At 51.2% G+C, this 25447-nt stretch carries 17 protein-coding genes; 13 read left to right on the forward strand and 4 right to left on the reverse strand.

Annotated features, from left to right (window positions below; translation table 11 throughout):
- Positions 1-190: 190 nt before the first annotated feature.
- The 3 genes from EPD17_RS09285 to EPD17_RS20330 are packed head-to-tail and all read left to right on the forward strand — an operon-like array spanning position 191 to position 4129.
- Entirely contained in the window at positions 191-2329 is a 2139-nt protein-coding gene (locus tag EPD17_RS09285) for a glycoside hydrolase family 97 protein (protein ID WP_132053651.1), read from the forward strand.
- Between the two features lie 28 nt (positions 2330-2357).
- Entirely contained in the window at positions 2358-3173 is an 816-nt protein-coding gene (locus EPD17_RS20325; RefSeq protein ID WP_132053653.1) for an alpha-amylase family glycosyl hydrolase, read from the forward strand.
- A gap of 11 nt (positions 3174-3184) precedes the next feature.
- Positions 3185-4129, forward strand: a complete 945-nt coding sequence (locus tag EPD17_RS20330) for an alpha-amylase family glycosyl hydrolase (protein ID WP_132053655.1) — start codon at positions 3185-3187, stop codon at positions 4127-4129.
- A gap of 248 nt (positions 4130-4377) precedes the next feature.
- Here the strand turns inward: EPD17_RS20330 and EPD17_RS09300 are convergent, their stop codons facing one another.
- From EPD17_RS09300 to surE, 4 genes are all read right to left on the reverse strand, one after another.
- Positions 4378-6006 (reverse strand): alpha-amylase family protein, encoded by a 1629-nt coding sequence (locus tag EPD17_RS09300; protein ID WP_132053657.1) that lies wholly within the window; start codon positions 6004-6006, stop codon positions 4378-4380.
- Between the two features lie 89 nt (positions 6007-6095).
- On the reverse strand, positions 6096-7706 hold the full coding sequence (locus EPD17_RS09305; RefSeq protein WP_132053659.1) for an alpha-amylase family glycosyl hydrolase: 1611 nt from the start codon (positions 7704-7706) through the stop codon (positions 6096-6098).
- A 131-nt stretch (positions 7707-7837) separates the two neighbouring features.
- Entirely contained in the window at positions 7838-9001 is a 1164-nt protein-coding gene (locus EPD17_RS09310) for a zinc-dependent alcohol dehydrogenase (RefSeq protein WP_132053661.1), read from the reverse strand.
- A gap of 241 nt (positions 9002-9242) precedes the next feature.
- Positions 9243-10016: a 5'/3'-nucleotidase SurE gene (gene surE, locus EPD17_RS09315; protein ID WP_240040787.1), complete on the reverse strand. Its 774-nt coding sequence runs from the start codon at positions 10014-10016 to the stop codon at positions 9243-9245.
- Positions 10017-10074: 58 nt separating this feature from the next.
- On the opposite strand from surE, the gene EPD17_RS09320 reads away from it, so the two are divergent.
- The 10 genes from EPD17_RS09320 (at position 10075) to EPD17_RS09365 (ending at position 25439) form a co-directional block, all read left to right on the forward strand.
- A complete protein-coding gene (locus EPD17_RS09320) occupies positions 10075-10980 on the forward strand; it encodes a diacylglycerol/lipid kinase family protein (protein WP_165929577.1) in 906 nt (301 codons plus the stop codon).
- Between the two features lie 65 nt (positions 10981-11045).
- Positions 11046-12182, forward strand: coding sequence for a DUF4861 family protein (locus EPD17_RS09325; RefSeq protein ID WP_132053667.1), 1137 nt, complete (start codon positions 11046-11048; stop codon positions 12180-12182).
- A gap of 16 nt (positions 12183-12198) precedes the next feature.
- On the forward strand, positions 12199-12969 hold the full coding sequence (locus tag EPD17_RS09330) for an SDR family NAD(P)-dependent oxidoreductase (protein ID WP_132053669.1): 771 nt from the start codon (positions 12199-12201) through the stop codon (positions 12967-12969).
- 214 nt (positions 12970-13183) lie between these two features.
- Positions 13184-16036, forward strand: coding sequence for a TIM-barrel domain-containing protein (locus tag EPD17_RS09335; RefSeq protein ID WP_132053671.1), 2853 nt, complete (start codon positions 13184-13186; stop codon positions 16034-16036).
- A gap of 218 nt (positions 16037-16254) precedes the next feature.
- The gene (locus EPD17_RS09340; RefSeq protein WP_132053673.1) at positions 16255-18666 is read left to right on the forward strand and encodes a glycoside hydrolase family 2 TIM barrel-domain containing protein; all 2412 of its coding nucleotides are present in this window, start codon (positions 16255-16257) and stop codon (positions 18664-18666) included.
- Positions 18667-19063: 397 nt separating this feature from the next.
- Positions 19064-19918: a glycoside hydrolase family 16 protein gene (locus EPD17_RS09345; protein ID WP_132053675.1), complete on the forward strand. Its 855-nt coding sequence runs from the start codon at positions 19064-19066 to the stop codon at positions 19916-19918.
- 240 nt (positions 19919-20158) lie between these two features.
- Complete coding sequence (locus EPD17_RS09350; protein ID WP_132053677.1) at positions 20159-21466, forward strand: malic enzyme-like NAD(P)-binding protein; 1308 nt, start codon at positions 20159-20161, stop codon at positions 21464-21466.
- A 360-nt stretch (positions 21467-21826) separates the two neighbouring features.
- Positions 21827-22780: a dihydrodipicolinate synthase family protein gene (locus EPD17_RS09355; RefSeq protein WP_175580753.1), complete on the forward strand. Its 954-nt coding sequence runs from the start codon at positions 21827-21829 to the stop codon at positions 22778-22780.
- The gene (locus tag EPD17_RS09360) at positions 22756-24375 is read left to right on the forward strand and encodes an aldehyde dehydrogenase (NADP(+)) (RefSeq protein ID WP_132053679.1); all 1620 of its coding nucleotides are present in this window, start codon (positions 22756-22758) and stop codon (positions 24373-24375) included. Before EPD17_RS09355 ends, EPD17_RS09360 begins: the two co-directional genes overlap by 25 nt.
- Positions 24376-24437: 62 nt before the next feature.
- Entirely contained in the window at positions 24438-25439 is a 1002-nt protein-coding gene (locus EPD17_RS09365) for a 4-hydroxyproline epimerase (RefSeq protein WP_132053681.1), read from the forward strand.
- Positions 25440-25447 lie beyond the last annotated feature (8 nt).

Raw genomic sequence — 25447 nt, forward strand, 5'->3', positions numbered from 1 at the left:
GTACCTGTTTGTGGTCAATAAATGTAAGTAAATTGTATGTAGGGCCGCGGTTCCGCTGCATACTGCATATGATTTTGATTAGGCCGGGCAATTTCGTGATGCAGGAATTGCTGAAGTTGCCTTGCTTTGCCATTTGGCGGCTGCATGTTGGATAGCGCTGCCATTTTGTTTGACCTAAAACAGTTTTGTTATGCTCAGGACAATTTTGCTTTTTTCTTTATTCTTTGCTACGGCAGTGCAGGCGCAGCAACTTCTTTCACCTGATAAAAATGTGGCGCTGCAATTCACCCTGCTCAATGGTGGTGTGCCGTCTTACACATTGTCTTACAAAGGAAAGCCAGTGATCAAACCCAGCAAGCTCGGGCTGCACTTAAAAGGCGATGCTAAATCCCTTTTAAATGATTTTACCGTAACCAATACTGCGACTAATGTTTTCGACGAAACATGGAAGCCGGTATGGGGCGAAGTAAGTTCCATTCGCAACCACTACAACGAGCTGGCCGTAACGCTGACGCAAAAGGAAACTACGCGGCAAATGATCATTCGGTTTCGCTTGTATGATGAAGGCGTTGGCTTTCGCTACGAATTTCCGCAGCAAAAAGCCCTTTCTTATTTTGTAATAAAAGAAGAACGCACCGAGTTTGCCATGGCAGGCGATCATACGGCGTATTGGATTGCCGGAGATTACGATACGCAGGAGTATGATTATACCACGTCAAAGCTTTCGGAGATCAGGGCCCTAATGGCGAAATCGGTGACCGATAATTTATCGCAAACTTCGTTTTCGCCCACAGGCGTGCAAACCTCGCTGATGATGAAAACAGCCGATGGATTGTACCTCAACCTGCACGAGGCCGCGCTGATTAACTATGCAACCATGCACCTGAACCTGAACGACACGACGATGGTGTTTCAGTCGTGGCTAACGCCGGATGTAAATGGCGATAAAGGTTATATGCAGGCGCCCTGCACCACGCCCTGGCGCACCGTGATGGTGAGCAACGATGCCCGCACGATCCTGGCATCGAAACTTATTTATAACCTCAATGAGCCCAACAAGATCAAAGATGTGTCGTGGATCAAACCAACGAAATATGTAGGCGTGTGGTGGGAAATGATCACCGGCAAATCGGCCTGGTCATACACCGACGAATATCCCGCGGTGCAACTGGGCATCACTGATTACACCAAGGCCAAACCGCATGGCCGCCACGGCGCCAATACGGCCAATGTAAAACGCTATATTGATTTTGCTGCGCAGCATGGCTTTGATGCTGTGCTGGTGGAAGGCTGGAATATTGGGTGGGAAGACTGGTTTGGTAACTCAAAAGATTTTGTGTTCGATTTTGTAACGCCTTATCCTGATTTTAACCTGCAGGAAATCCGTAGTTATGCCGCATCGAAAGGTGTGAAAATGATCATGCACCACGAAACCTCTTCGTCGGTGCGCAACTACGAACGGCATATGGATACTGCGTACAAGTTTATGAAGGCGAACGGGTATGATGCAGTAAAAAGCGGCTATGTTGGCGACATACTGCCTCGTGGCGAAAACCACTACAGCCAGTGGATTGTGAACCATTACCAGTATGCGTTGGAAAAAGCAGCGCAGTATCAAATAATGGTAAATGCGCATGAAGCAGTGCGCCCCACGGGCATTGCCCGCACCTGGCCCAATTTGATCGGCAACGAATCGGCCCGCGGCACCGAGTACCAGGCATTTGGCGGATCGAAGCCCAACCATGTTACCATACTGCCTTTTACGCGGTTGCAGGGCGGCCCTATGGATTATACACCGGGCATTTTTGAAATGGACATCAGCAAGCTAAACCCCGAAAATAAATCGCATGTAAACAGTACGCTGGCCAACCAGCTGGCGCTGTATGTAACGCTGTACAGCCCGCTGCAAATGGCGGCCGATTTGCCTGAACACTACGACCGTTTCCCCGATGCATTTCAGTTTATAAAAGATGTAGCCGTTGATTGGGACGACAGCAAATACCTGGAGGCCGAGCCCGGCGAATATATTACCGTGGCCCGCAAAGCAAAAGGCACCGGCAAATGGTTTGTGGGCAGCGTGGGTGGCAATGATCCACGTACATCACAAATCAGTTTCGATTTTCTAGAGCCGGGCAAAACATACATCGCCACCATTTATGCCGATGCTAAAAATGCGCATTACAAAACAGCACCGCAGGCATACAACATTCGTAAAGTCGTGGTGACGAGCAAATCAAAACTAGCCCAATGGGTTGCTGCAGGTGGCGGTTATGCCATCAGCATTGAAGCTGCTGAAAAAGGACAGACAAAAGGTTTGAAAAAGTTGTAAACGCCAACACGTATTTGAACTGAAAAATATGCACCCTAAAATAATTGCCGCTTGTTTGCTTTTTGCGCAATGCTGTATGATCAATGCATTTGCGCAAAAGCTTCCGGAGTACAAAGCACCCGGCTGGGCCAATGGCATAGTGTGGTACCAAATCTTCCCGGAGCGTTTTCGCGATGGCGATAGCACCAATCAACCTACAGCGGAACGAGCCCAAGGGCCTGCGGGCTGGCGCCCTTCTGTGTGGACAGCCGATTGGTACCAGCAAGAAGAGTGGGCGAAAAAAGGCGCTACAGATTTTTACATGTATGTAAACAACCGGCGCTACGGCGGCGACCTGCAAGGGGTGATCGTTAAGCTGGATTATTTAAAAGACCTGGGCATTGGTGCCATTTATTTCAATCCTGTTTTCGATGCGCAATCGCTGCACAAATACGATGCGTCGTACTATCACCACATCGACCGCAACTTTGGACCGGACCCGAAAGCGGATGAAGCGCTGTTTGCAACGGAAGATCATGGCAACCCGGCCACCTGGCGCTTGTCATCGGCCGACTCGCTTTTTTTGCATTTGATAAAAGAAGCCCACCGGCGCAACATCAAAGTGGTGATCGATGGTGTATGGAACCATACCGGTACCGAGTTTTGGGCATTCCAGGATTTGGTGCAAAAAGGAGCGCAGTCGAAATATAAGGACTGGTACGTAGTAAAAGCGTTTGATGATGCGCAAACTGCAAACAAAAATGAGTTTGATTACGAAGGTTGGTGGGGATTTAAAAGCCTGCCGGTTTTTAAGGAAGAGCGGGAAACACTGATGCCCCCGTTCGTGATCATATTTTTTCTGTAACCCGCCGGTGGATGGACCCCAACGGCGACGGCAACCCCGAAGATGGCATTGATGGCTGGCGGCTGGATGTGGCCGAAGAAGTAGGCAAGGAGTGGTGGAAAGAATGGCATGCCTTGGTGCGACAGATCAACCCGCAGGCCATTACCGTTGCGGAAATATGGACCGAAAAAGCGGCGGAATTTATAGCCGGTGATTTGTTTACCTCCGTGATGAATTACCGCTTTGCTTATGCAGCCAAAGATTTTTTGATCGATGGCAGTATTGATACAAAAGAATTCATTCGCCGCCTGCAACAAATAGAAATGGATTATCCAACAGGTGCGGCACATGCGCTGCAAAACCTGATGGACAGCCACGATGCACCGCGGCTGGCTTCCCTCATTGTGAACCCCGGCCGCGAGTACGACCGCAGGGGCCACCCGCGGGATAGTTTTTTGGTGCGCAAGCCAACTGCGGCGGAACGCAATGTTCAGAACCTGGTGGCAACTTTCCAATTTACCTGGGCCGGCGCACCGATGATCTATTACGGTACCGAAGCTGGCATGTGGGGCGCCGACGATCCGGACGATCGCAAGCCGATGGTGTGGGCCGATATGCAGTTTGAACAGGAAACGCATCATCCATTTGGTGCAGCGCGGCCTGCAGACGACAACAATTTTGATCCGCAGCTATTCCGATTTTATCAAAAGCTGGCGCAGCTACGCAACAGCGAACCCGCGTTGCAACGGGGCAGTGCGCAATTTGTGTGGGATGATGCAGCGAAGGGATTAATCGTGTTTAAGCGTGAGCTGAATGGTGAAAAGATCTGGGTGGTGATTAACCGGTCGAGCAGTGTGCAGCAATTGGATGCAAGCCGGTGGATAGGAAAGAAAGGCGTACAGGAATTGGTGTCGGGTAAAAAGCAGCGAACGGGTAAATTAGTAATTGAGCCAATGGCTGCATTGGTTTTGAAATAGACGTTTAAGTAAAATAAAATGAAACGTTGATAAATGAAGAGCACACTTTTATGTGAAACCGGCTTTTCGCACTTTTCATGTTGCGCAGTGATGACAACGGCATTCTCTTCATTGAAGAGAATCGACATGAAATTGTTCGAGGGACTTATTCGTTTAATTTGTTTTCGTGAATAAAAAAATTTCTGCAGCTCCAACATTTAGTTTCAAATCAATAAATAGAATGGGCGGCCTGATGCCGCCCATTCTATTTATAAAGTTTTTACCCGGAACCATCGGTATCCGTATGCCGTCATTCCAATGGTAAACTTTTTTGCGCTGTTGCCTTCAATCGAATCCTGGTCCATCAGGTCGTCCAGGCGTTCGCTGGCTCCTTTTGTTGCAGGTAATTTTATCTCAACCGGCTTGTCGCCAAAATTATGCACCATCATCACCGCATTGCCCTTCCACGAATAGCGCATAGCTAGCACCGTGGGTACGCCGGCGTCGAGTATTTCCCAATTGCCCATACCAATTTCCGGGCACTCCTTGCGCAGCCGGATCAGCGAGGTCATCCAGTTGAGCAAGGATTGTGGGTCGCGGCGCTGGTCGGCAACATTTACATGCTGGTAGGAATAAAAGCCTTTGTCAATAACAGGGTGCACTAGTTTAGGTGCAGTAGAAAAACCAGCGCCTTCTTCTGCACACCACTGCATTGGCGTACGCACCGCATCCCGCTCTTTCAGGTCCAGGTCATCGCCCATACCAATTTCATCGCCATAGCGCATTACCGGCGTACCGGGCAGCGAAAACATCAGGCTATAGGCCAGCTCTATTTTGGCACGGCTGCCCAGCATGGGCGCCAGCCTGCGCCGGATGCCGCGGTCGTACAACTGCATGTGCTGCTCGGGTCCAAATTGCTCAAACACACGCTGCCGTAGGTCATCCGGTAGCCGGTCGATGTCCAGTTCATCGTGGTTGCGTAAAAAGTTGGCCCATTGGCTGATGCCGGGTGCCACCCTTGTGTCTTCCAATGCTTTGATGAGTGGCGCCGTATCACCGGTAGCCAGCGTGTAAAATGAGTATTGGTTTACGTAAAAATTGAACATCATGTGGATGCCTTCAGCCCGTTCGCCAAAATAGTTTTTGGTTTGCTCCGGCAGCACATTGGCTTCGCCCAACAGCACTGCATCGCCGCTGCGCCATTGCAAAAAGTTGCGCATTTCTTCAAGGTATTCAAACTTCATCACCGGGTTCTTTTTGCCCGGCTGCGGCATTTCCAAAATAAACGGAACGGCATCCACCCGAAAGCCGGAAACGCCCAACTGCAGCCAGTATCCCATGATCTTGCGAATCTCTTTCCGTACCTCGGGGTTATGCGTATTCAGGTCGGGTTGGTGCGGGTAAAAACGGTGGTGGTAGTATGCGCCGGTTTGCTTGTCTTTTGTCCAGGTGGCTTTTTGCACGCCGGGAAACACCATGCCCTCGTCCCAGTTCGAAGGGCGTTTGTCAGCCCACACATACCAGTTGCGGTAGGGTGCATCTTTGCTGCTGCGGGCATTTTTAAACCAGGGGTGCTGGTCGGATGTGTGGTTCACTACTAAATCAATGATCACTTTGATGCCCAGCTTTTTGGCCTGGTGCATGAACGAAACAAAGTCACCGTTGGAGCCGTGCCGCGGATCCACACCATAATAATCCTGCACATCGTAACCATTGTCTTTATTCGGCGTGGGCTGAAACGGCGCCAGCCAAATGGTGTCCACACCCAACGCATGCAGGTAATGCAGCCGGTCGCACAAGCCTTCAAAATCACCAATGCCGTCACCGTTGGCGTCCATAAAGGTTTCCAGATCCAGGCTGTAGATCACCGCGTTTTTATACCATAATTCGTCTGTCATAGGCTTATATTTTTTTGCCTGCACATTTATCGGTATTGCCACGTTTATGCACAACCGAAAAATGCAGTTTTTACATTTATGTTGCTTTGCTATTCGTCTTCGTCCAATTCCACAATCATTCCTTCATCACCACCCAGTTGTATGCGGTTGACTACTGCAGTTCCTTCCAGCGTTTCATCGGTTGCAAACAACACACGGCCCGCAATGGTTCGGTGCTGGATGGCCAGGTAGCAGGGCTTGTGGCTCAGGTTTAACACCACCAGCAGTGCAGGCGCACCGCTGGCCTCACGTATATAAGCCAGTGCCTGGTGGTCGGCATGTACCTGTATATAATCGCCCACCAGCAGCGCAGGCTGGCTTTGGCGCAGGGCAATCAGTTTTTTATAAAAATGCAGTTGGCTGTGCGGGTCTTCTTTTTGCGCCGCCACATGCGGCCGTTTGTATTGTGGCCCCAGGCGCAGCCACGGCCGCGTGGCCGAGAAACCTGCAAACTCGCTGCCATCCCACTGCATGGGCGTACGGGCAGGATCGCGGCTCAGGTTTTTATCGGGCATGTTCAGCCCTTGCGGGTCCTGCACTTCATCGGGCGGAATGGGCACATCACGCATGCCAATTTCCTCACCATAGTAAATGGTAGGCGTGCCCCGCAGCGTTAGCAGCAACATTGCGGCTATGCGTGCCTGTTCTATACCAACACGGCTGGTAATGCGCGGCTGGTCGTGGTTGCCCAGCACCCAGTTGGGCCAGCCCCGCTGCGGCAGCGCATGTTCGTATTCATCAATTGCCGATGCAATTTTTTGTGCATCCCAAGGCATCGACAACAGCAGGAAATTAAATGGCAGGTGTGCCCCGTTGTTATCAGGACCGTAGTAGGTCATCAGCTTTTGTATGGGCAAATAAATTTCACCGATCATCATGCGTTCGCCATAGCTGTCGAGCACGGCACGCATTTGCTGCACCAGGTCGTGCACTTCGGGCTGGTCGGTGGAGTAAATAGGCGTGAGCTGTTCGTAAGTGGCCATATGCACCTGGTAGTCCGGGTTCACAGGGTTATCGCGCAACTCCTTGTCTTTTACCATATGCCACATCACATCCACTCGAAAGCCGTCCACACCTTTATCCAGCCAAAACCGCATCACGTCGAGCATAGCCTGCTGCACTTCGGGGTTGCGCCAGTTCAGGTCGGGTTGTTCGGTTAAAAATGCATGGTAATAATACTGCCCTGTTTGCTCGTCCCATTCCCAGGCCGGCCCACCAAAAACCGACAGCCAGTTATTGGGTGGCGTTCCATCGGGGCGGGCATCTTCCCATATATACCAGTCGCGTTTGGGATTCTCTTTCGAAGAACGGGATTCTAAAAACCACGGATGCTGGTTAGATGTATGATTGGGCACCAGGTCGAGTATAATGCGCAGTCCTCTATTATGTGCTTCTTGCAGCAATTGGTCAAAATCGTCCATGTTGCCAAACAGCGGGTGAATGCCGCGGTAGTCGGAAATATCATAACCATAATCCGCCATGGGCGATGGATAGATGGGCGAAATCCAGATGGCCGTTACACCCAGCCATTGCAGGTAATCAAGCCGTTGAATAATGCCCTGCAGGTCGCCAATGCCATCGCCGTTGCTGTCCTGGAAAGAGCGGGGATAGATCTGGTAAATAATGCCCGACTGCCACCACAATAGTTGTTCATGGGTCATATCCTGAATGCTTTTAGTGAAAACAAATTGCCACAGCCAACTGCCGCAGCCATTTTTTATAAAAAAGCCATACCCGGCAGGAAAGTATCCCGGCCAGGTATGGCGTTTTGGTAAATGATTATAACGATCGATTATGGTGTCAGCACCACTTTCACGCAATCTTCTTCCTTGTCTTTAAAGATCTTGTACGCATGTGCCACTTCGGTTAGGGGTAACCGGTGGGTAATGATGTCGTCGAGGCGCACTTTGCCTTCCTGCACATATTTCAGCAGCGTGTCGATGTGTTTGTGTGCCGGTGCCTGTCCGCCCTTCAACGTGATGCCTTTATCAAAAAACTGCCCGATGGGGAAATTGTCGTAAGTGGTGGGGTACACGCCCAGCACCGATACAATGCCGCCGCGGCGCACTGCACTCATACAGGCTTCCAGCACTTTGGGCGAACCTTTTTCCAGGTTGATCACCGCCTTGGCACGATCCAGCAGGTTGCGGTCAGGTTCAAAGCCAACCGCTTCCACGCATACATCAGCTCCGCGGCGTTCGGTCATGGCCCTTATTTGTTCCACCACGCCTTTGGCGCCATCTTCCCACAAAATGGTTTCGCAGTTGGCCGAGGCTTTGGCTTTGTCCAGGCGGTATTGCAGCGTGTCAATAATTACAACTCTTTTTGCACCGCGCAGCCAGGCACTTTTTGCCGCCATAATGCCCACCGGCCCCGAGCCGAAAATGGCCACGGTTTCGCCGCCTTTAACTTCGCCCCAATCAATGCCGGTATAGCCAGTTGGAAAAATATCGGTGAGAAAAAGCACCTGCTCATCGCTCAGGTTATCGGGTACAATGCGTGGACCAAAATCGGCATAAGGCACCCGCACATACTCGGCCTGGCCGCCGTCGTAGCCTCCGTACAGGTCGGTGTAGCCAAACAGGGCGCCGCCTTTTTCGGTGAGCAGCCCGCCTTCGGGACCGTAGTGCTCGGGGTTCGAGTTTTCGCAATGGCCGGGCAAATGATGATTGCAAAAAAAGCAATGGCCGCAGGCAATGGGGAAGGGCACCACCACGCGGTCGCCGCGTTTGAGGTTGGTTACGCCTTTACCTACTTCTTCCACAATGCCCATAAACTCGTGGCCTAGCGTCATGGGGCGGGGCTGCGGCAACCCGCCTGAATAAATATGCAGGTCGGAGCCGCAAATGGCGGTGGCTGTTACTTTTAAAATAATATCGCGGTCGTCCTGGAGTTTGGGGTCCTCTACGTTGTCGCATTGTACATTCCTGGGACCATGAATCCGTGCTGCTTTCATTGTTGTTTTTTTGGGTTGTTAAAAGGCGTTTATGCTGTTATTTTTTTACCCGAACAAATGCGCCTGTATGCAAATACTTGTTGTACACAGGTGGTGGAAAGCAAAGGGCAGGGATCATGCTTTTAATCTTTTTGCAAAAACAAAAAGCGTTGCACTATGGCCGTGGTGGCAAGTAATCTGTTGCCTTGACTGTTTACAAAGGGCGGTTCGGTTGGTTCAATTTTTTGCAAGAAAAACCTTTTTATTGTTGCTCGTTGGCCTGTGCAGTGCCGCCTGTTTCCTTGAGGTGTTGTTGCAACAACGCCTCATCGGTGAGGTCTAACCGAAGCGGCGTGATGGACACATAATTATTTTCAACAGCCCAGCGGTCAGTGCCTTCTTCTGCGGCCTCCAGCGGTATTACGGTAAACCAGTAGTGCTTGCGGCCCATCGGGTCCACGCTGGGCACAATCTTGTTGTCGTACATCCGGTTCGACTGGCGGGTCCACATGATGCCTTTTGGCCTGGGCGGAAAATTTACATTGTACAGCGTCAGCGCATCGTCTTTGGTCAGCAGATGCAAGGTTTCTTCCACATAGCTTTCAAAGGCTTCGAAGTCGGGGTCTTCCTTGCCAACCGGCGTACTCAGCGCAATGCCCCGCACACCCAGCAGTACCGCTTGTTTGGCGGCCGCCAGCGTGCCCGAGTGCCACATGGCATTACCCAGGTTGGGGCCCATGTTGATGCCCGACAAAACCAGGTCTACCTTCGAAAGGTGCAGGCCCAATGCGGCACAGTCGGCAGGCGTGCCATTTACTTTAAATGCTTGTATGCCGTCCACGTCAATCTTTGCCTTCTTGAATGAAATGGGCAGGTGCGATGTAATGGCATGCGAAGCCGAAGAACGCTCCACATCGGGGGCCACTACGGTAACCTCGCCAAAGCGCTTGGCCACTTTGGCAAGCGCAGCCAGCCCGGGGCTGTAAATGCCGTCGTCGTTTGTGATCAGGATCTTCATTGCATCCACTACCAACATTTTTGTGCCATGTTTTGGGGTGGTATGCTTTTGGCCTGCAATAGCCGTAAAAAAGCGCATGGGAAAAGTTCTCCTGATCCATAATCCTACAGCCGGCGATGAAGCGCACAGCAAAGAAGAACTGGTGAGCCAGCTAATCGCCGCCGGCTGGGAGGTTGACTACCACTCGGCCAAAAAAGATAGCTGGAAAAAAGCGGACACCAAAGCCGATATTATTGCCGTGGCCGGCGGCGATGGCACCATTGGCAAAGTGGCCCGCCACCTGCTAAAGGAGGCGGACAGCAATGCCACACCGATTGGTGTGTTGCCCCTGGGCACGGCCAACAATATTGCCAAAACGTTCAATGCAAACCCTGATACTGCCGCGGCCATTGCAGCCTGGCACGGCGCTACGGTGCAACACGTTGATGCGGGAAAAGTAACCAACGTGCCCGACATGTCGTACTTCATTGAAGGTATGGGCTTCGGCATTTTCCCGTACCTGATGGAGTACATGAAAGAAAACGAAAGGGAATATGAATCACCGGAAGCCGAGCTGGCCGAGGCATTAAAACAAATGCACCGCATATTGTGGGAGTACGAACCGCGGCATTGCCACCTTGAAATTGACGGCACCGACCACTCGGGCAAGTTTTACATGGTTGAGGTGATGAACATCAAATCCATTGGGCCCAATGTAATGCTCTCGCCGCTGGCCGATCCCGGCGATGGCGAGTTTGAAGTGGTGCTGATTCCCGAAGCGCAACGCGAAAAGTTTTCGGAATACCTCGAAGGCCGCATGGAAGCAGAAACCGAAGCTTATCATTTCCACACACTAAAAGGTAAAAAGATCAACATCAACTGGGGCGGCACCCGCATACATGTGGATGATAAAATGGTGCAACTGGAAAAGGGTATTGATGTGTCGATTGAGCTGGTGCCCGGTGCACTTTCTTTTTTGGTACCCCAAAATCCTTCGGAGTAGCAAGGAGCATTTTGTGGAAAAGCAATGACTGCCATGCAGCGATTGATGCCTATTTTACAGCAACAATGGCAAACAATACCAAGCGAGCTGCAATGATCCTGTTGCTGCTGTTTACCTGCGCCTTTTTACGGGCACAAAAGGGTGTGATCACGATCACCAACAAAAGTGCCCATGCCCGTGAAGAAGTGGTGGCTTTTCCCTGGCGCACCGTGTTGCAGCATTATCCAAACCTTGATACTGCCTTTTTCAAAGTAATAAACGCCACCTCTAAAAAAGAGTATCCTGTTCAATTAGCTTTGAATGGCACGGACAGCGTGCAACAATTATTAGTGTATGTTGCCGTGCCGGCAAAAAGCGCCATCAACCTGCAGTTGGTAAAGGGCAAGCGGGCACCAATTGCAGCCAAAACATATTGCCGTTTTGTGCCTGAGCGAAAAGATGATTTTGCCTGGGAAAACGACCGCATTGCGTTCCGCGTTTATGGAAAGGCGTTGGAACAAACACCCAACGAAATGGCTTATGGCATTGATGTTTGGGTAAAGCGCAACGACAGCCTCGTGATCAACAAAAGATACAGGAGGGGCAACTACCACGAAGATGCCGGCGATGGGCTGGACTATTACCATGTGGGCCTCACGCTGGGTGCCGGAGGCATTGCGCCATTTATGGCTGATACCATTCGCTACGCAGGCACCTTCAGCAGTTGGAAGATTTTAGACAACGGGCCGCTGCGCTCCACGTTTCAATTGGTGTACGATGAATGGAAGGCCGGCAACAAAAAGCTGCGCATGACCAAAAACGTTTCCATTGATGCCGGCAGCCAGTTTACCCGCACTGAGGTGAATTTTGTCACCAACGATAACGAAGTTTTACCGGTAGTAACAGGCATCATTAAACGAAAAGAGGCGGGTGCTATGTTACTGAATGAGCAGGAAGGTTTGCTGGCGTATTGGGAGGCGCAACATGGCAATGATGGAACTACTGGTGTGGCCTGTATAATGCAGACGTTGGTAGCCGGGATGCAGGTGGATAAGACTCACCTGCTGGCCCATTCGGTAGCAGCACCGCAGCAACCTTTTGTGTATTACCATGGCGCGGCCTGGGATAAGGGAGGCAGAATTGCATCGGCAAAAGATTGGTTTGCGCATGTGAAAACCTTTCGCACCAACTTGCAGCAGCCGCTGGTTGTTTCCATTCAATAGCATCCTACATTAGCATATGAACATCCTCGAACAATTTAGCCTCAAGGGCAAAACAGCATTGGTAACGGGTTGCAGCCGCGGCATTGGTAAAGCCATGGCGGAGGCACTTGCAGCGGCCGGCGCTGATATCATTGGCGTATCGGCCAGCATGCCCGGAGATGGCGGTGCCGTGGGACAGTCGGTGACGGGCATGGGCCAAAAGTTTTATCCCTTCCAATGCGATTTTGCCGACCGGCAATCCATTTACCGGTTTATAGAAGCAGTGAAGGCGCAACATGCGAATGTTGATATTTTGGTCAACAATGCGGGTACCATTTTGCGGCAGCCTGCCGCGCAACATTCCGATGAATATTGGGATACGGTGATTGCGGTAAACCAGTCGGCGCAGTTTATACTAACCCGCGAAATAGGCAAGGGTATGATCGAACGGGGTAGTGGCAAGATCATTTTTACGGCATCGCTGCTTAGTTTCCAGGGCGGCATCAATGTGCCGGGATACGCTGCCAGCAAAGGCGCCATTGCATCACTGGTGAAAGCATTTGCCAACGAATGGGCAGCCAAAGGCGTGAACGTAAATGCTATTGCGCCTGGGTATATTGCCACCGACAATACGCAGCCGCTGATAACCGACAAGGAGCGGAGTGCCGCCATATTGAGCCGCATCCCGGCTGCACGCTGGGGCAACCCCGAAGACCTGCAAGGCCCGCTTCTTTTCCTGGCTTCCGCAGCATCGGATTATGTGCACGGAACTATTCTAACGGTTGATGGCGGATGGATGGGTCGGTGATCTCATTGCATGTGTTGAATCATGGATGAGGCAAGAGTTGGGCGTTCTTCTTCTTTAAATACTTGCTGTTTTTTTTGGTAAAACTTGTTGGCTGTTCCGTTCAATAGTTAACAAAGGTCAGCCCCGGTACCAACAATGATTTGGCCGCCGGACCATCCCTGTTAGGTAGATTTGTTGCACTGGCGTAACTGCGCCCCTGCTAAACTGATTGCCCATGTCCAGATACTTTTTTCTGCTGCTACTGTTGTGTAGTACGCTTGCTGTTGCTGCCCAGTCCACGGCTCCTTTCGTTAAAACAAAAGACGGCATCGTTGTTTACCCGCAACAAAAGCCATCCGGCAACGCGGCTGTCGTGCGCCTCCAGGTGGTTGCGCCCAACATCATTCGTGTTTCGGCTAGTCCAGAGAAGGATTTGCCCGCAACCAAAAGCCTTGTGGTCAATTATCAATGGGTGCCATCGCAGACATTTAGTGTAACCGAGGGCAAAGGCGCTGTTCGCATAAAAGCGGCAAAGATTGCCGCCGAAGTAAACCTGGCCACCGGCAACGTGCAGTTTTTTGATGTGGCCGGCAAAAAGCTTGTTGCCGAAGCAGCCGAAAATGGCCGCGAAATAAAGCCCGTGGTGCATGAAGGCGAGCCGATGTACAGTGTGGCGCAAACATTTACCGCTACCGCCAATGAAGCTTGGTATGGATTGGGTCAGCACCAGGATGGCGTAATGAATTACCGCGGGCAGCAGGTGCAGTTTTTTCAAAACAATACTGAAGTGGCTGTTCCTTTTTTAGTTTCTACAAAGGGCTATGGCATTCTGTGGGACAATTACTCGCTGACCAAAGCCGGCGATGTACGGCCGCTGCGTCCCCTTTCCGACCTGAAACTGTTTTCGAAAAATGGCGAAGAAGGCTGGTTGACGGCCACCTACAGCAACGATAAAACAAAGCCCGAAGTTTCCTTGATGGAACGTGCCGAGTCGGAGATCAACATGGAGTTTTTGGGTGAGTCGGCCAAGGTATTGCCTGCCCAATTTACACCAGCCACCGGCGTGGTGGCTTGGGAAGGCAGCATCCAAAGTGGCCTTTCGGGCCGGCACCAACTCAGGTTTGTGTATGGCGGTACTATTCGGTTGTGGCTCAACGATAGTTTGGTGCTCGATCGCTGGCGCAAAGCCTGGAACCCTGCACCTGCACTGGTTCCTATTGATATGCAACCTGGCAAAAAAGTAAAGCTGCGCATGGAATGGATACCCGAAGGAACTGAATCGTACTTGGCGGTAAAATGGCAGGAGCCGGTAGCAGCAGAAGCCCGCAACAATTTTAGCTTCGCATCAGAAGCAGGTCGCCAGGTTGATTATTATGTAATCAGCGGGCAAAACATGGATTCCGTTATTGCGGGTTATCGTACGCTCACCGGCAAGGCGCCCATCATGCCCAAATGGGCGATGGGTTTTTGGCAAAGCCGTGAACGGTATAAAACACAGGCAGAGCTGCTGGCAACGGTGGCCGAGTTTCGCAAACGCAACATTCCATTGGATAATATTGTGCTCGACTGGAGTTATTGGAAAGAAGACGCATGGGGCAGCCAGGAGTTTGATGAAACACGTTTCCCCAATCCCGAGGGCATGATCGATACGCTGCACCGGCAATACAACACTAAAATCATGATCTCGGTGTGGCCCAAGTTTTACGAAGGCATCCCGGCTTACCATGCATTCAATGAAAAAGGCTGGTTGTACCGCCGCAACATTGCCGACCGGCAGCGCGATTGGATTGGGAAAGGCTACACGTCAACTTTCTACGACGCATTTAACGCAGATGCCCGCAAAGGTTTCTGGGATCTTATTTATAAAAAAATATACACCAAGGGATTTGATGCCTGGTGGATGGACGCCAGCGAGCCAGATATTTTATCGAACGTATCGCCGCAAAAACGCAAGCTGCAAATGCAGCCCACTGCGCTGGGTACCGCTACCGAATACCTCAACGCATACCCGCTGCAAAATGCAAAAGGCATCTACGAAGGCCAGCGTTCATCCGACCCCAACAAGCGGGTGTTTTTACTAACCCGTTCGGGCTTTGCGGGTTCGCAGCGCTATGCCGCAGCCATATGGAGCGGCGACATTGGCAGCACCTGGCACGACCTGAAAGCACAGGTAGCGGCCGGCGTTAATTTCTCCATGTCGGGCCTGCCTTACTGGACCATGGATATTGGCGGTTTTGTGGTGCCGGCACATTTTGAAAAACCAACCGCTGCCGACACCGAAGCTTGGCGTGAACTGCAAACCCGCTGGTTCCAGTTTGGCGCTTTTGTGCCCTTGTTCCGGGCCCACGGACAATTTCCTTTCCGCGAAGTGTTTAACATAGCGCCTGAAAGCCATGCAGCTTATCAAAGCATGCTGTATTACAACAAGCTGCGCTACCGGCTGATGCCTTATGTGTACTCGCTGGCGGGCAATGCATACCACAGCGAAGGCACTATTATGCGCGGGCTGGCTATGGATTTTAGGCAGGACAGCGCTGTATGGAATATTGATGACCAGTACCTGTTTGGCCCTTCGCTGATGGTAGCACCGGTTTGGGCTGCGGGGTTGCAAAGCCGGCCCGTTTATTTACCCAAAGGAAAGGGCTGGTACAACTTCTACACCGGTGCCTGGCAAGCTGGAGGACAAATGGTTACTGCTGCTGCACCCTATGAACGCATGCCGCTGTTTGTGCCTGAAGGTGCCATTATTCCTTTTGGTCCGGAGCTGCAATACACCGACGAAAAACCTGCGGATACGCTGACGCTGCAGGTATACCGTGGAAAGGATGGAAGCTTTACCCTGTATGAAGATGGCGGCACTACTTACGCTTATGAAAAGGGCCAGTTTTCGACGATTCCATTTACTTACAACGAAGCCGCAGGAACACTCACTATTGGCGATCGAAAGGGAAGCTTTCCCGGTATGATCGCTAAAAGATTTATTCGCATCAAAGCATTTTTAAAAGCGGCTGCGAAGCCTTTTAATCTCGAAGCACCAGCTGATAAAGCGGTAGTTTATGAAGGGAAGAAAATTACGGTTAAACTGTAGCTACATCGAGTTTGTACCAAGGGTTTTCGTGCCAGTAAACAAATGGGCTACTGCGGTTGCTTGAATGTGTTCGGTAAAAACGATGGCCCTTTTTGCAGCAGATAATCATTGCAGCATTGACTAAAAATTACACCAAGAAAATGATATACGCCGGATACTCTGCCGGTTGTTGAAACGAACGCCAACGCCGATTTTTTGCACACCAAAAATGAATGGGTATGTACAAATTTTGTATGCTGTTGGCTTTTTGTATCGCGTTTGCTTTTTTGCCTTCATCGGCACAACACAAGGGCCGGAAATCGTTCAATGCGGATTGGAAATTCAAGTTGGATAGCACCGCGTCTTTTAGCGATCCCGCCGTTGATGATGCATCGTGGCGTACGCTGCAACTGCCGCACGACTGGAGCATTGAAGGAAGTTTCAGCAAAGACCATCCCGCCGGCACCAGTGGTGGGGCATTGCCAGGCGGCCTGGGCTGGTACCGCAAAACGTTTACCCTTCCCGAAACCGAACAGGGCAAGCAAGTCTTTATTGAATTTGATGGTGTGTATTGCAACAGCGAAGTGTTCATTAATGGGCACTCATTGGGCGTACGGCCAAACGGCTATATTTCGTTTCGCTACGAACTGACGCCACACTTGCGTTATGGCGCCCAACCAAATGTCATCGCGGTAAAAGTGGATAATTCAAAGCAGCCCAATTCACGCTGGTACAGCGGCTCGGGCATTTACCGAAACGTATGGCTCACCACTCTTAACGCCGTACACATCACGCATTGGGGCACGTTCATTACCACGCCTAAAGTAAGCAGTGCTGAAGCCACGGTTGCCATCACCACCGAGGTTGCTGCAAACACAAATGTTGCTGCGCAATTGGTGACCACCATTTTTGATGCATCTGGCCGCAAGGTGGCAACGGCTACCGTTGATGCACAGCCGAAAAACGAGAAGCAGATAAAAATTAAAACGCCGCAGCTTTGGTCGGTGGAGCGGCCATACCTGTACAAAGCAGTTTCGCAGATCGTTGCAGCAGGTAACGTGTTGGATGAATATGAAACGGTCTTTGGCATCCGCAGTTTTTATTTTGATGCCGCCAAAGGTTTTTTCCTGAATGGCAAGTCGTTGAAAATATTAGGTGTATGCAACCACCACGATTTGGGTGCACTGGGTGCAGTGATCAATACTAGGGCATTGAAGCGTCAGTTGGAGTTGCTGAAAGCCATGGGTTGCAATGGCATCCGCACATCGCACAATCCGCCTGCTCCGGAGCTGCTGCAGCTTGCCGACAAAATGGGGTTTATCGTGATGGACGAAATGTTTGACATGTGGGCTAAAGCAAAGAATCCATTTGATTATCACCTGGGCTGGGACCAATGGCACAAGCAGGACCTCGAAGAATTTATCCGCCGCGACCGCAACCATCCTTCCGTTTTTGTTTGGAGTGTAGGCAACGAAATTCCGGAGCAGTGGGGCGATGCAGCCAAGGGCGACAGCAGTGGCCGTAACATCAGCCGCGAACTAGCCGCCATTGTCCGTGCATTGGATACCACGAGGCCTGTTACAACAGCCAATAACGAAACTGGCGTACATAACCATTTATTGCAGTCCGGAGCCTTTGATTTGGTGGGCTATAATTACCACCACTATGAGTGGGGTAGTGCGCTGCAACGCTGGCCGGGCAAGCCTTTTATTGTTACGGAAAGTACATCGGCACTGCAAACACGCGGCCACTACGACCTGGTGCCTGCCGACTCCATCCGCAGGTGGCCCGAGGCCTGGGACAAGCCGATACCAAATGGCGGCAATACCGATTTCACCGTGTCGGCATACGACCATGTAAGTGCGCCATGGGGCTCCACGCATGAAGAAAGCATAAAAGAGTTGTTGCGGTACCCGCATGTTTCAGGCATGTATATCTGGACCGGCTTCGACTACCTTGGCGAGCCCACACCTTATCCTTGGCCGGCACGCAGTTCTTATTTCGGCATCATCGACCTGGCAGGTTTTCCAAAAGATGTATACTATCTCTATCAAAGCATCTTTACTAGCAAACCCGTATTGCACCTGTACCCGCATTGGAACTGGCAAAACGGCGACACGGTTGATGTGGTGGCTTATTACAACAATGCCGATGCCGTGGAGCTGTTTGTAAATGATCGGTCATTAGGTGCGGCAGCAAAGCAGGATGGTGCGCTGCATGTAAAATGGCGGGTGCCATACCAAGGGGGCACACTCCGGGCCGTATCGAAAAAAGGCGGCAAAACAGTGCTGGTTAAAGAAGTAAAAACTGCAGGTGCACCCGCACGCCTCATTGCAAAACCCGATCGGACAGTGATTAAAAGCGATGGAACTGATCTTTCATTCATCACCGTGGAAGTGTTGGATGCCAATGGCGTTCCTGTGCCTTATGCCGACAACTTGGTGCAGTTTACAGTAACCGGCGCAGGCTTTATTGCCGCTGTTGATAATGGTAGCCCGGTTAGCATGGAGCCATTTAAAGCAACGCAACACAAAGCCGCAAAAGGAAAGGTCTTGTGCATCATTCAATCGAATGGAAAACCGGGAAATATAATTGTAACAGCCACTGCCGCAGGTTTGCAAGGGACAACGGTGCAACTAACTGCGAAATGAAAAAAATGGCCAGTGCCAGTTTTACTTCGGTTTTATTTTTTAAATAAAACATGCGATAACAACTATCAGCGAAGGTTTAGCGAAAACAATTTCGACACCATTTAAAAGTAGCTGAACAAAGATCAATAACGCTTTATCACAATAGCACAAAAGCTACATCAGGGAAAGGCTCCGCAACCTGGCGATCACTAGTTGCGGTTGCCCTTTTTTTACTTTTCGGGGCAAGTAAAAAAAACGTGCATCACGGAGTAAACCTGCGAAAAGCATTAGCCGAAATAAATAGCCAGGTATCAGTAGCATTCATTACATGAACCAGCACCAACTACTTCCGCTCATTTTACAATTATTCCTTTACTTTAAAATCCGTTTTGCAAAACAAAGAATAACAACGTTTGACATGCACCTCTTACAATACTTGTTTCCCGCCGCCATACTATTCAGCGCCTGCAACACCGCACAAAAAACCATCCGCAACGATGCCTATGCATCCGACGGGTACCAATTGGTTTGGGCTGATGAATTCAATGGCAATGGACCGCCAGATAGCAGCAAATGGCGCCACGAAGAAGGCTTTGTGCGCAACAATGAAGCGCAATGGTACCAGCCGCAAAATGCAACTTGCAGCGGTGGCATATTGACTATTGAGGCACGCCGCGAAAGCAAGGCCAATCCTGCGTTTAAGCAGGGCAGCAGCAACTGGCGACAGAGCCGTAGGAAAATTGAATACACATCGTCGAGCATCAACACAAGGGACCGGCACCAGTGGCAGTATGGCCGCTTTGTGATGCGTGGAAAGATTGATGCACGTGCAGGCATCTGGCCTGCCTGGTGGACCCTCGGTGTTCGGGGACAATGGCCCTCCAATGGCGAGATCGACATCATGGAATATTACCGCGGTATGTTGCTGGCCAACGTGGCCACCGGCACTTCAACGCCTTACAAAGCGCACTGGTTTACCAAAACTTTCTCAGTGGATTCGTTGGGTGGAAAGGCTTGGGCCGACTCCTTTCATATATGGCGCATGGATTGGGATGAAACAGCCGTTGCATTGTATGTGGATGATATCTTGTTGAACCGAGTTCTCTTAGACCAACTGGAAAATAAAGATGGTTCCGGTATCAATCCTTTTAAGCAGCCGCATTATATGTTGCTCAACCTGGCCATTGGCGGCGACAATGGCGGCGATCCTTCCAACACTACTTTTCCTTCGCGTTTTGAAGTAGACTATGTGCGGGTGTATCAGAAAAAGTAATGGCGTTTTTGCATACGCTTGGCCTTTCTTAACATCAACCATTTTAAAACAATGCGCACCTAACGCCGGTCATCACGCCGGCGCTGCTTGCTCGTTTGCATGGATGCGCAAACTCAAGTTCCGGGCATTTATTTTTTTATATGTTTGCAGCCCTTTGCCTGCGCCGCTGTTTATGATGCGCAGGTTTTTTTAAACAGTAAGATAGAACTCCTGGTGCAGGAGGTCCACTAAGTAAGGCTTATGAAAAACACGTTGCACACCCCTGAACAAGACAGGGAAGCTGCTTTAGCATATCACTCGGACAGCAGGGCCGGTAAAATTGAAGTGTTGCCCACCAAGGCCACCAAAACACAGCGCGACCTGTCGCTGGCTTATTCACCGGGTGTGGCAGTGCCCTGCCTGGAGATTGCCGAAAACATACATGACGTTTATAAATACACCGCCAAAGGAAACCTGGTGGCTGTTATTTCCAATGGCACCGCCGTATTGGGGTTGGGTAATATCGGGCCCGAAGCCAGCAAACCGGTAATGGAAGGCAAGGCACTCCTGTTCAAGATCTGCGCCGATGTGGATGCGTTTGACTTGGAACTGGATACCACCAACGTAGATGAATTTGTGCGTACCGTAAAAATTTTGGCGCCCACTTTTGGCGGCATCAACCTAGAGGACATTAAGGCGCCTGAATGCTTTGAAATAGAGCAGCGACTGAAGGCAGAATTGGGCATCCCGGTAATGCACGACGACCAGCACGGTACGGCCATTATTTCGGCAGCAGCATTGCTCAATGCCTGCGAATTGCAGCAAAAACATCTGTACGAAATAAAGCTGGTGGTAAACGGTGCCGGCGCCGCTGCCATTGCCTGCTGCCGGTTGTACCGTGCCTTGGGCGTGCAAAAGGAAAACATCGTGATGCTCGATCGCAAGGGCGTGATCCGTGCCGATAGGGAAGGACTGGATACCACGAAGGCTGAATTTGCCACCAGCCGCGACATTCATACTTTGGAAGATGCCTTGCCCGGCGCCGATGTATTCGTAGGGCTTTCTTCGGCTAATATTTTAACGGCACCGATGCTGTTGTCGATGGCCGAGCGGCCCATTGTTTTTGCAATGGCAAATCCTGATCCGGAGATTGGTTACGAACTGGCGGTAGCTACCCGCAAAGACGTGATTATGGCCACGGGCCGCTCCGATTTTCCCAACCAGGTAAACAATGTGCTGGGCTTTCCGTACATCTTTCGCGGTGCGCTGGATGTGCAGGCCACAGCCATTAACGAAGCCATGAAAATGGCGGCGGTAAAGGCCATTGCTGCACTGGCAAAGGAGCCCGTGCCCACTGACGTAAAAGAGGCGTACCACGAACCGCACCTGCAATACGGCAGCACTTACATTATTCCAAAACCCACTGATAAGCGGTTACTCACAGCCGTTTCGCTGCAGGTAGCGATGGCTGCGGTGGAGTCGGGGGTAGCGCGGAAAAAGATCACCGACTGGGCTGCATACGAGCAGGAACTGGCAGCCCGCGGCAAGCGCCTGGCAGGCCAGTTGTAGAGGGACAATTAGTGATGATTTAATATTAGACAAGGCCGGGGCTCAATAGCTTCGGCCTTTGTTATTATGTGTATGGTGGCATGCGGCGGTGGCATTTTTACATAGCAACAAGACAACCTCAATTGAATATTGACGGTTCGTGCTGCAAGTCAACTGCTGTAATTATCGAATCTTTTAAATTAGGCGCATTAAAATCGCCGTCATTTATCCAATTGCCCGCCACAAGGCTTTTTAACCTCTTTACACAGATGTTTTTTCTTTATAATGTGGGCCAGTTAAAATATGTAAACAATGTATTAATTGCTGAACACCTAAACCCGTGGGGCGGTGTTAGTTTTGTTTCAATGTAAAAAGCAAATTATGACCAATATTACCTGGAAGGGCGTGTACCCTGCTGTTTTGACACCCTTTAACGAAGATGAGTCCATCGATTTTGAAACCTTTAAGCTGAATACACAGGCCCAAATAGCGGCCGGCGTGGATGGCATCATCCTGGGTGGATCGCTGGGAGAGGCAAGCACACTTGCCAACGCGGAAAAAGATGCCCTGCTGGTATATGCAAAAGAGCTGGTGGGGGCCACCACACCGGTGATCATGAACATTGCCGAACAGGCAACCCGCGTGGCCGTACAGGCCGCACAGGATGCCGAGGCCAATGGTGCCGATGGCCTGATGCTGCTGCCGCCCATGCGCTATAAAGCCGATGATGCGGAAACAGTGCAGTTCTTTAAAGATGTTGCTTCCAGCACTTCGCTGCCCATTATGCTCTACAACAACCCGGTGGATTATAAGATCATGATCACCCTCGAGATGTTCGAGGAGCTGGCAAAGGTGGACAACATTTGTTCGGTAAAAGAATCGACCCGCGATACATCGAATGTGATCCGCATGCACAACCGCTTTGGTGATCGCTATAAAGTGCTGTGCGGTGTTGACCCGCTGGCGATGGAAAGCCTGTGCGCCGGTGCCGATGGCTGGGTGGCCGGTCTGGTGGATGCGTTCCCAAGGGAAACGGTGGCCATTTACCGGTTGGTAAAAGCAGGCCAGCTGGCTGAGGCGTTGAAGATCTACCGCTGGTTTATGCCCCTTTTGGACCTCGATATTCATCCCAAGTTGGTACAATACATTAAATTGGCTGCGCAAAGCACGGGCATTGGTACCGAGTATGTGCGCAAGCCTCGCCTGCGGCTCAAAGGTGCCGAGCGGGCATCGGTTGAGGCGGTGATCAATGAAGCACTGAACAACAGGCCGCAATTGCCCGATTATCTTAACCTACAACCAACAGAAGTATGCTCCATGGAAGCAATCTCATAGGTAACAAAACCAGTGCTGCAGGCAGCGAAACACTCCGCGCCTTCAGTACCGTTACCGGCGATTTTTTGCCCGGAAATTTTACCATCGCTACCGAAGCAGAAGCATTGGAGGCCCTTGCAAAGGCAAGGGCCGCTTTTGCTGTGTATAAAAAAACAACCCCCGAAGAACGTGCCCGCTTTCTGGACACCATTGCGGATGAAATTGCAGCATTGGGGGCCGACCTGATTGAGCGTACGATGCAGGAAACTGGCCTGCCGCAGCAGCGCCTTTTGGGCGAACAAGGCCGCACCACGGGCCAGTTGCGCATGTTTGCAGCACTGCTCCGCGAAGGATCGTGGGTGGAAGCGGTGATCGATACGGCGTTGCCCGACCGCAAGCCGCTGCCCCGCGCTGACATTCGCAAAGTGGCACAGCCACTTGGGCCCGTGTTGGTGTTTGCAGCGTCTAATTTCCCGTTTGCATTTTCTACCGCCGGTGGCGATACCGCATCTGCATTGGCAGCGGGTTGCCCCGTTATTGTCAAAGCACATACCTCGCACTTGGGCACCAACGAGCTGATGGCTGGTGCCATACAGCGTGCTGCGCAAAAATGCGGCATGCCCGATGGTGTTTTTTCTTCGCTTATTGGCGAAGGCAGCACCCTCGGACAAATGCTGGCCAAGCACCCCGATGTGAAAGCCATTGGTTTTACCGGGTCGTACCGTGCAGGTATGGCTTTGTATAAGGCCTCTGCCAACGACCGCAAAGCACCCATACCGGTATATGCCGAAATGAGTTCCATCAACCCCGTGCTGGTGCTGCCCGAAAAATCGGAGCAGGAGTGGGATACAGTGGCTGCGCAATTGTCTGCATCCATTACATTGGGCGCAGGCCAGTTTTGTACCAACCCCGGTTTGTTGTTTGTTTTGGAAAACAGCACTACCGACCTGCTGGTGCAAAAACTTGCCGACCTGCTGAAGGCTGCACCCGAAGCGACAATGCTCAATAAATCCATTTGCGGCAGTTATCATTCGGGCATTGAAAAACTGTTGGCGCTGCAGGGCGTACGTGCCTTGGTGCAGCGCCGCGATGCAGCCAATGCATATGCCGCAACGGCCACGCTGTTTGAAGTGACTGCCGATACATTTATTGCCAACCCCGATCTGCAGGAAGAAGTATTTGGTCCCAGTTCGCTGATCATTCGCTGCAGCAGTGTGCACCAGTTAAACGAGGCCATTGCCAGCATGCACGGCCAGCTTACCGGCACCGTAATGGGCACGGATACTGATGTAGCTGTTTTTGCAGAAACCATCGATTTGCTAACCGAACGTGTAGGCCGCTTGGTTTTCAACGGTGTGCCTACTGGTGTGGAAGTCGGCCAGGCCATGGTACATGGCGGTCCGTTCCCAGCCACCACTGATTCGCGGAGCACTTCCGTTGGTGCCGATGCCATCAAGCGTTTTGTGCGCCCCGTGTGTTATCAGGATTGCCCGCAAGAGCATCTGCCCGATGCATTGAAAGATTCAAACCCATTGGGCATTATGCGCAAAATAAATAGCGTGCTCACCAGGGAGCCGGTTGACCTGGCCGTGGCCATGCAAACCGCAAAAGCGTAACCGCAACGGTTGCGCTGCTTTGTTCACTTAATTGTTTTTGTCGGCAAGCCCGGCACCTTTATATGGCTTCAAAAAAGTTTTTTTGTGTAGATGCCCATACCTGCGGCAACCCGGTGCGGTTGGTGGCAGGGGGCGGCCCGTTGCTGCAAGGCGCCACCATGATGGAACGGCGCCTGCATTTTTTAGCCGAATATGATTGGATCCGAAAGGGGCTGATGTTTGAACCCCGCGGCCACGACATGATGAGTGGCAGCATCCTGTACCCACCAGCAGATCCGGCGAATGATATTGGTGTATTGTTTATTGAAACAAGCGGCTGCTTGCCCATGTGCGGGCACGGTACCATTGGCACCATCACCATTGCTATTGAAGAAGGACTGGTGACGCCAAAAACACCAGGCCAGCTGCGCATGGAAGCACCGGCAGGATTGGTGTTGATCGAATACAAGCAGGAAGGAAAAAAAGTTAAGTCGGTAAAACTCACCAACGTAAAATCATTCCTGGCGGCTGAAGGTTTGGAAGTGGAATGTCCTGATTTGGGCACCATTAAATTTGATGTGGCCTACGGTGGTAATTTTTATGCTATCGTTGATCCACAAACGAACTTCAAGGGACTCGAACATTACACTGCCGACCAGATCATTTCGTGGAGCCGCACTTGCAGGCAGCGCATCAACGAACAATATAAATTTGTGCATCCCGAAATTGAGCACATTAAGGGGTGTAGCCACATGATGTGGACCGGCGCTACGCTGGGCCCAACTTCCACTGCACGCAACGCTGTTTTTTATGGCGATAAAGCCATTGATCGGTCGCCCTGCGGCACCGGTACATCGGCACGCATGGCGCAGTGGTATGGCAAGGGCAAGCTCAAAAAAGGCGACGAGTTTATACACGAAAGCATCATTGGTTCCAAGTTCATTGGCCGCATCGAAGCGGAAACAACTATAGCTGGTAAGCCCGCCATTGTGCCCAGCATTGAAGGTTGGGCCGTGGTAACCGGTTACAATACCATCATCATCGACGACGATGACCCGTATGCACATGGCTTTCAGGTGATCTAACGTTTTAA

Origin of the sequence: Pseudocnuella soli, assembly GCF_004347775.1 — a bacterium.
GTDB classification, from domain to species: domain Bacteria; phylum Bacteroidota; class Bacteroidia; order Chitinophagales; family Chitinophagaceae; genus Flavisolibacter; species Flavisolibacter aquaticus.

Excerpts from the sequence above, each read along its gene's own strand:
- EPD17_RS09285 (WP_132053651.1), top strand. The coding sequence starts at position 191 with ATGCTCAGGACAATTTTGCTTTTTTCTTTATTCTTTGCTACGGCAGTG.
- EPD17_RS20325 (WP_132053653.1), top strand. The coding sequence starts at position 2,358 with ATGCACCCTAAAATAATTGCCGCTTGTTTGCTTTTTGCGCAATGCTGT.
- EPD17_RS20330 (WP_132053655.1), top strand. The coding sequence starts at position 3,185 with ATGGACCCCAACGGCGACGGCAACCCCGAAGATGGCATTGATGGCTGG.
- EPD17_RS09300 (WP_132053657.1), bottom strand. The coding sequence starts at position 6,006 with ATGACAGACGAATTATGGTATAAAAACGCGGTGATCTACAGCCTGGAT.
- EPD17_RS09305 (WP_132053659.1), bottom strand. The coding sequence starts at position 7,706 with ATGACCCATGAACAACTATTGTGGTGGCAGTCGGGCATTATTTACCAG.
- EPD17_RS09310 (WP_132053661.1), bottom strand. The coding sequence starts at position 9,001 with ATGAAAGCAGCACGGATTCATGGTCCCAGGAATGTACAATGCGACAAC.
- surE (WP_240040787.1), bottom strand. The coding sequence starts at position 10,016 with ATGTTGGTAGTGGATGCAATGAAGATCCTGATCACAAACGACGACGGC.
- EPD17_RS09320 (WP_165929577.1), top strand. The coding sequence starts at position 10,075 with ATGGGAAAAGTTCTCCTGATCCATAATCCTACAGCCGGCGATGAAGCG.
- EPD17_RS09325 (WP_132053667.1), top strand. The coding sequence starts at position 11,046 with ATGGCAAACAATACCAAGCGAGCTGCAATGATCCTGTTGCTGCTGTTT.
- EPD17_RS09330 (WP_132053669.1), top strand. The coding sequence starts at position 12,199 with ATGAACATCCTCGAACAATTTAGCCTCAAGGGCAAAACAGCATTGGTA.
- EPD17_RS09335 (WP_132053671.1), top strand. The coding sequence starts at position 13,184 with ATGTCCAGATACTTTTTTCTGCTGCTACTGTTGTGTAGTACGCTTGCT.
- EPD17_RS09340 (WP_132053673.1), top strand. The coding sequence starts at position 16,255 with ATGTACAAATTTTGTATGCTGTTGGCTTTTTGTATCGCGTTTGCTTTT.
- EPD17_RS09345 (WP_132053675.1), top strand. The coding sequence starts at position 19,064 with ATGCACCTCTTACAATACTTGTTTCCCGCCGCCATACTATTCAGCGCC.
- EPD17_RS09350 (WP_132053677.1), top strand. The coding sequence starts at position 20,159 with ATGAAAAACACGTTGCACACCCCTGAACAAGACAGGGAAGCTGCTTTA.
- EPD17_RS09355 (WP_175580753.1), top strand. The coding sequence starts at position 21,827 with ATGACCAATATTACCTGGAAGGGCGTGTACCCTGCTGTTTTGACACCC.
- EPD17_RS09360 (WP_132053679.1), top strand. The coding sequence starts at position 22,756 with ATGCTCCATGGAAGCAATCTCATAGGTAACAAAACCAGTGCTGCAGGC.
- EPD17_RS09365 (WP_132053681.1), top strand. The coding sequence starts at position 24,438 with ATGGCTTCAAAAAAGTTTTTTTGTGTAGATGCCCATACCTGCGGCAAC.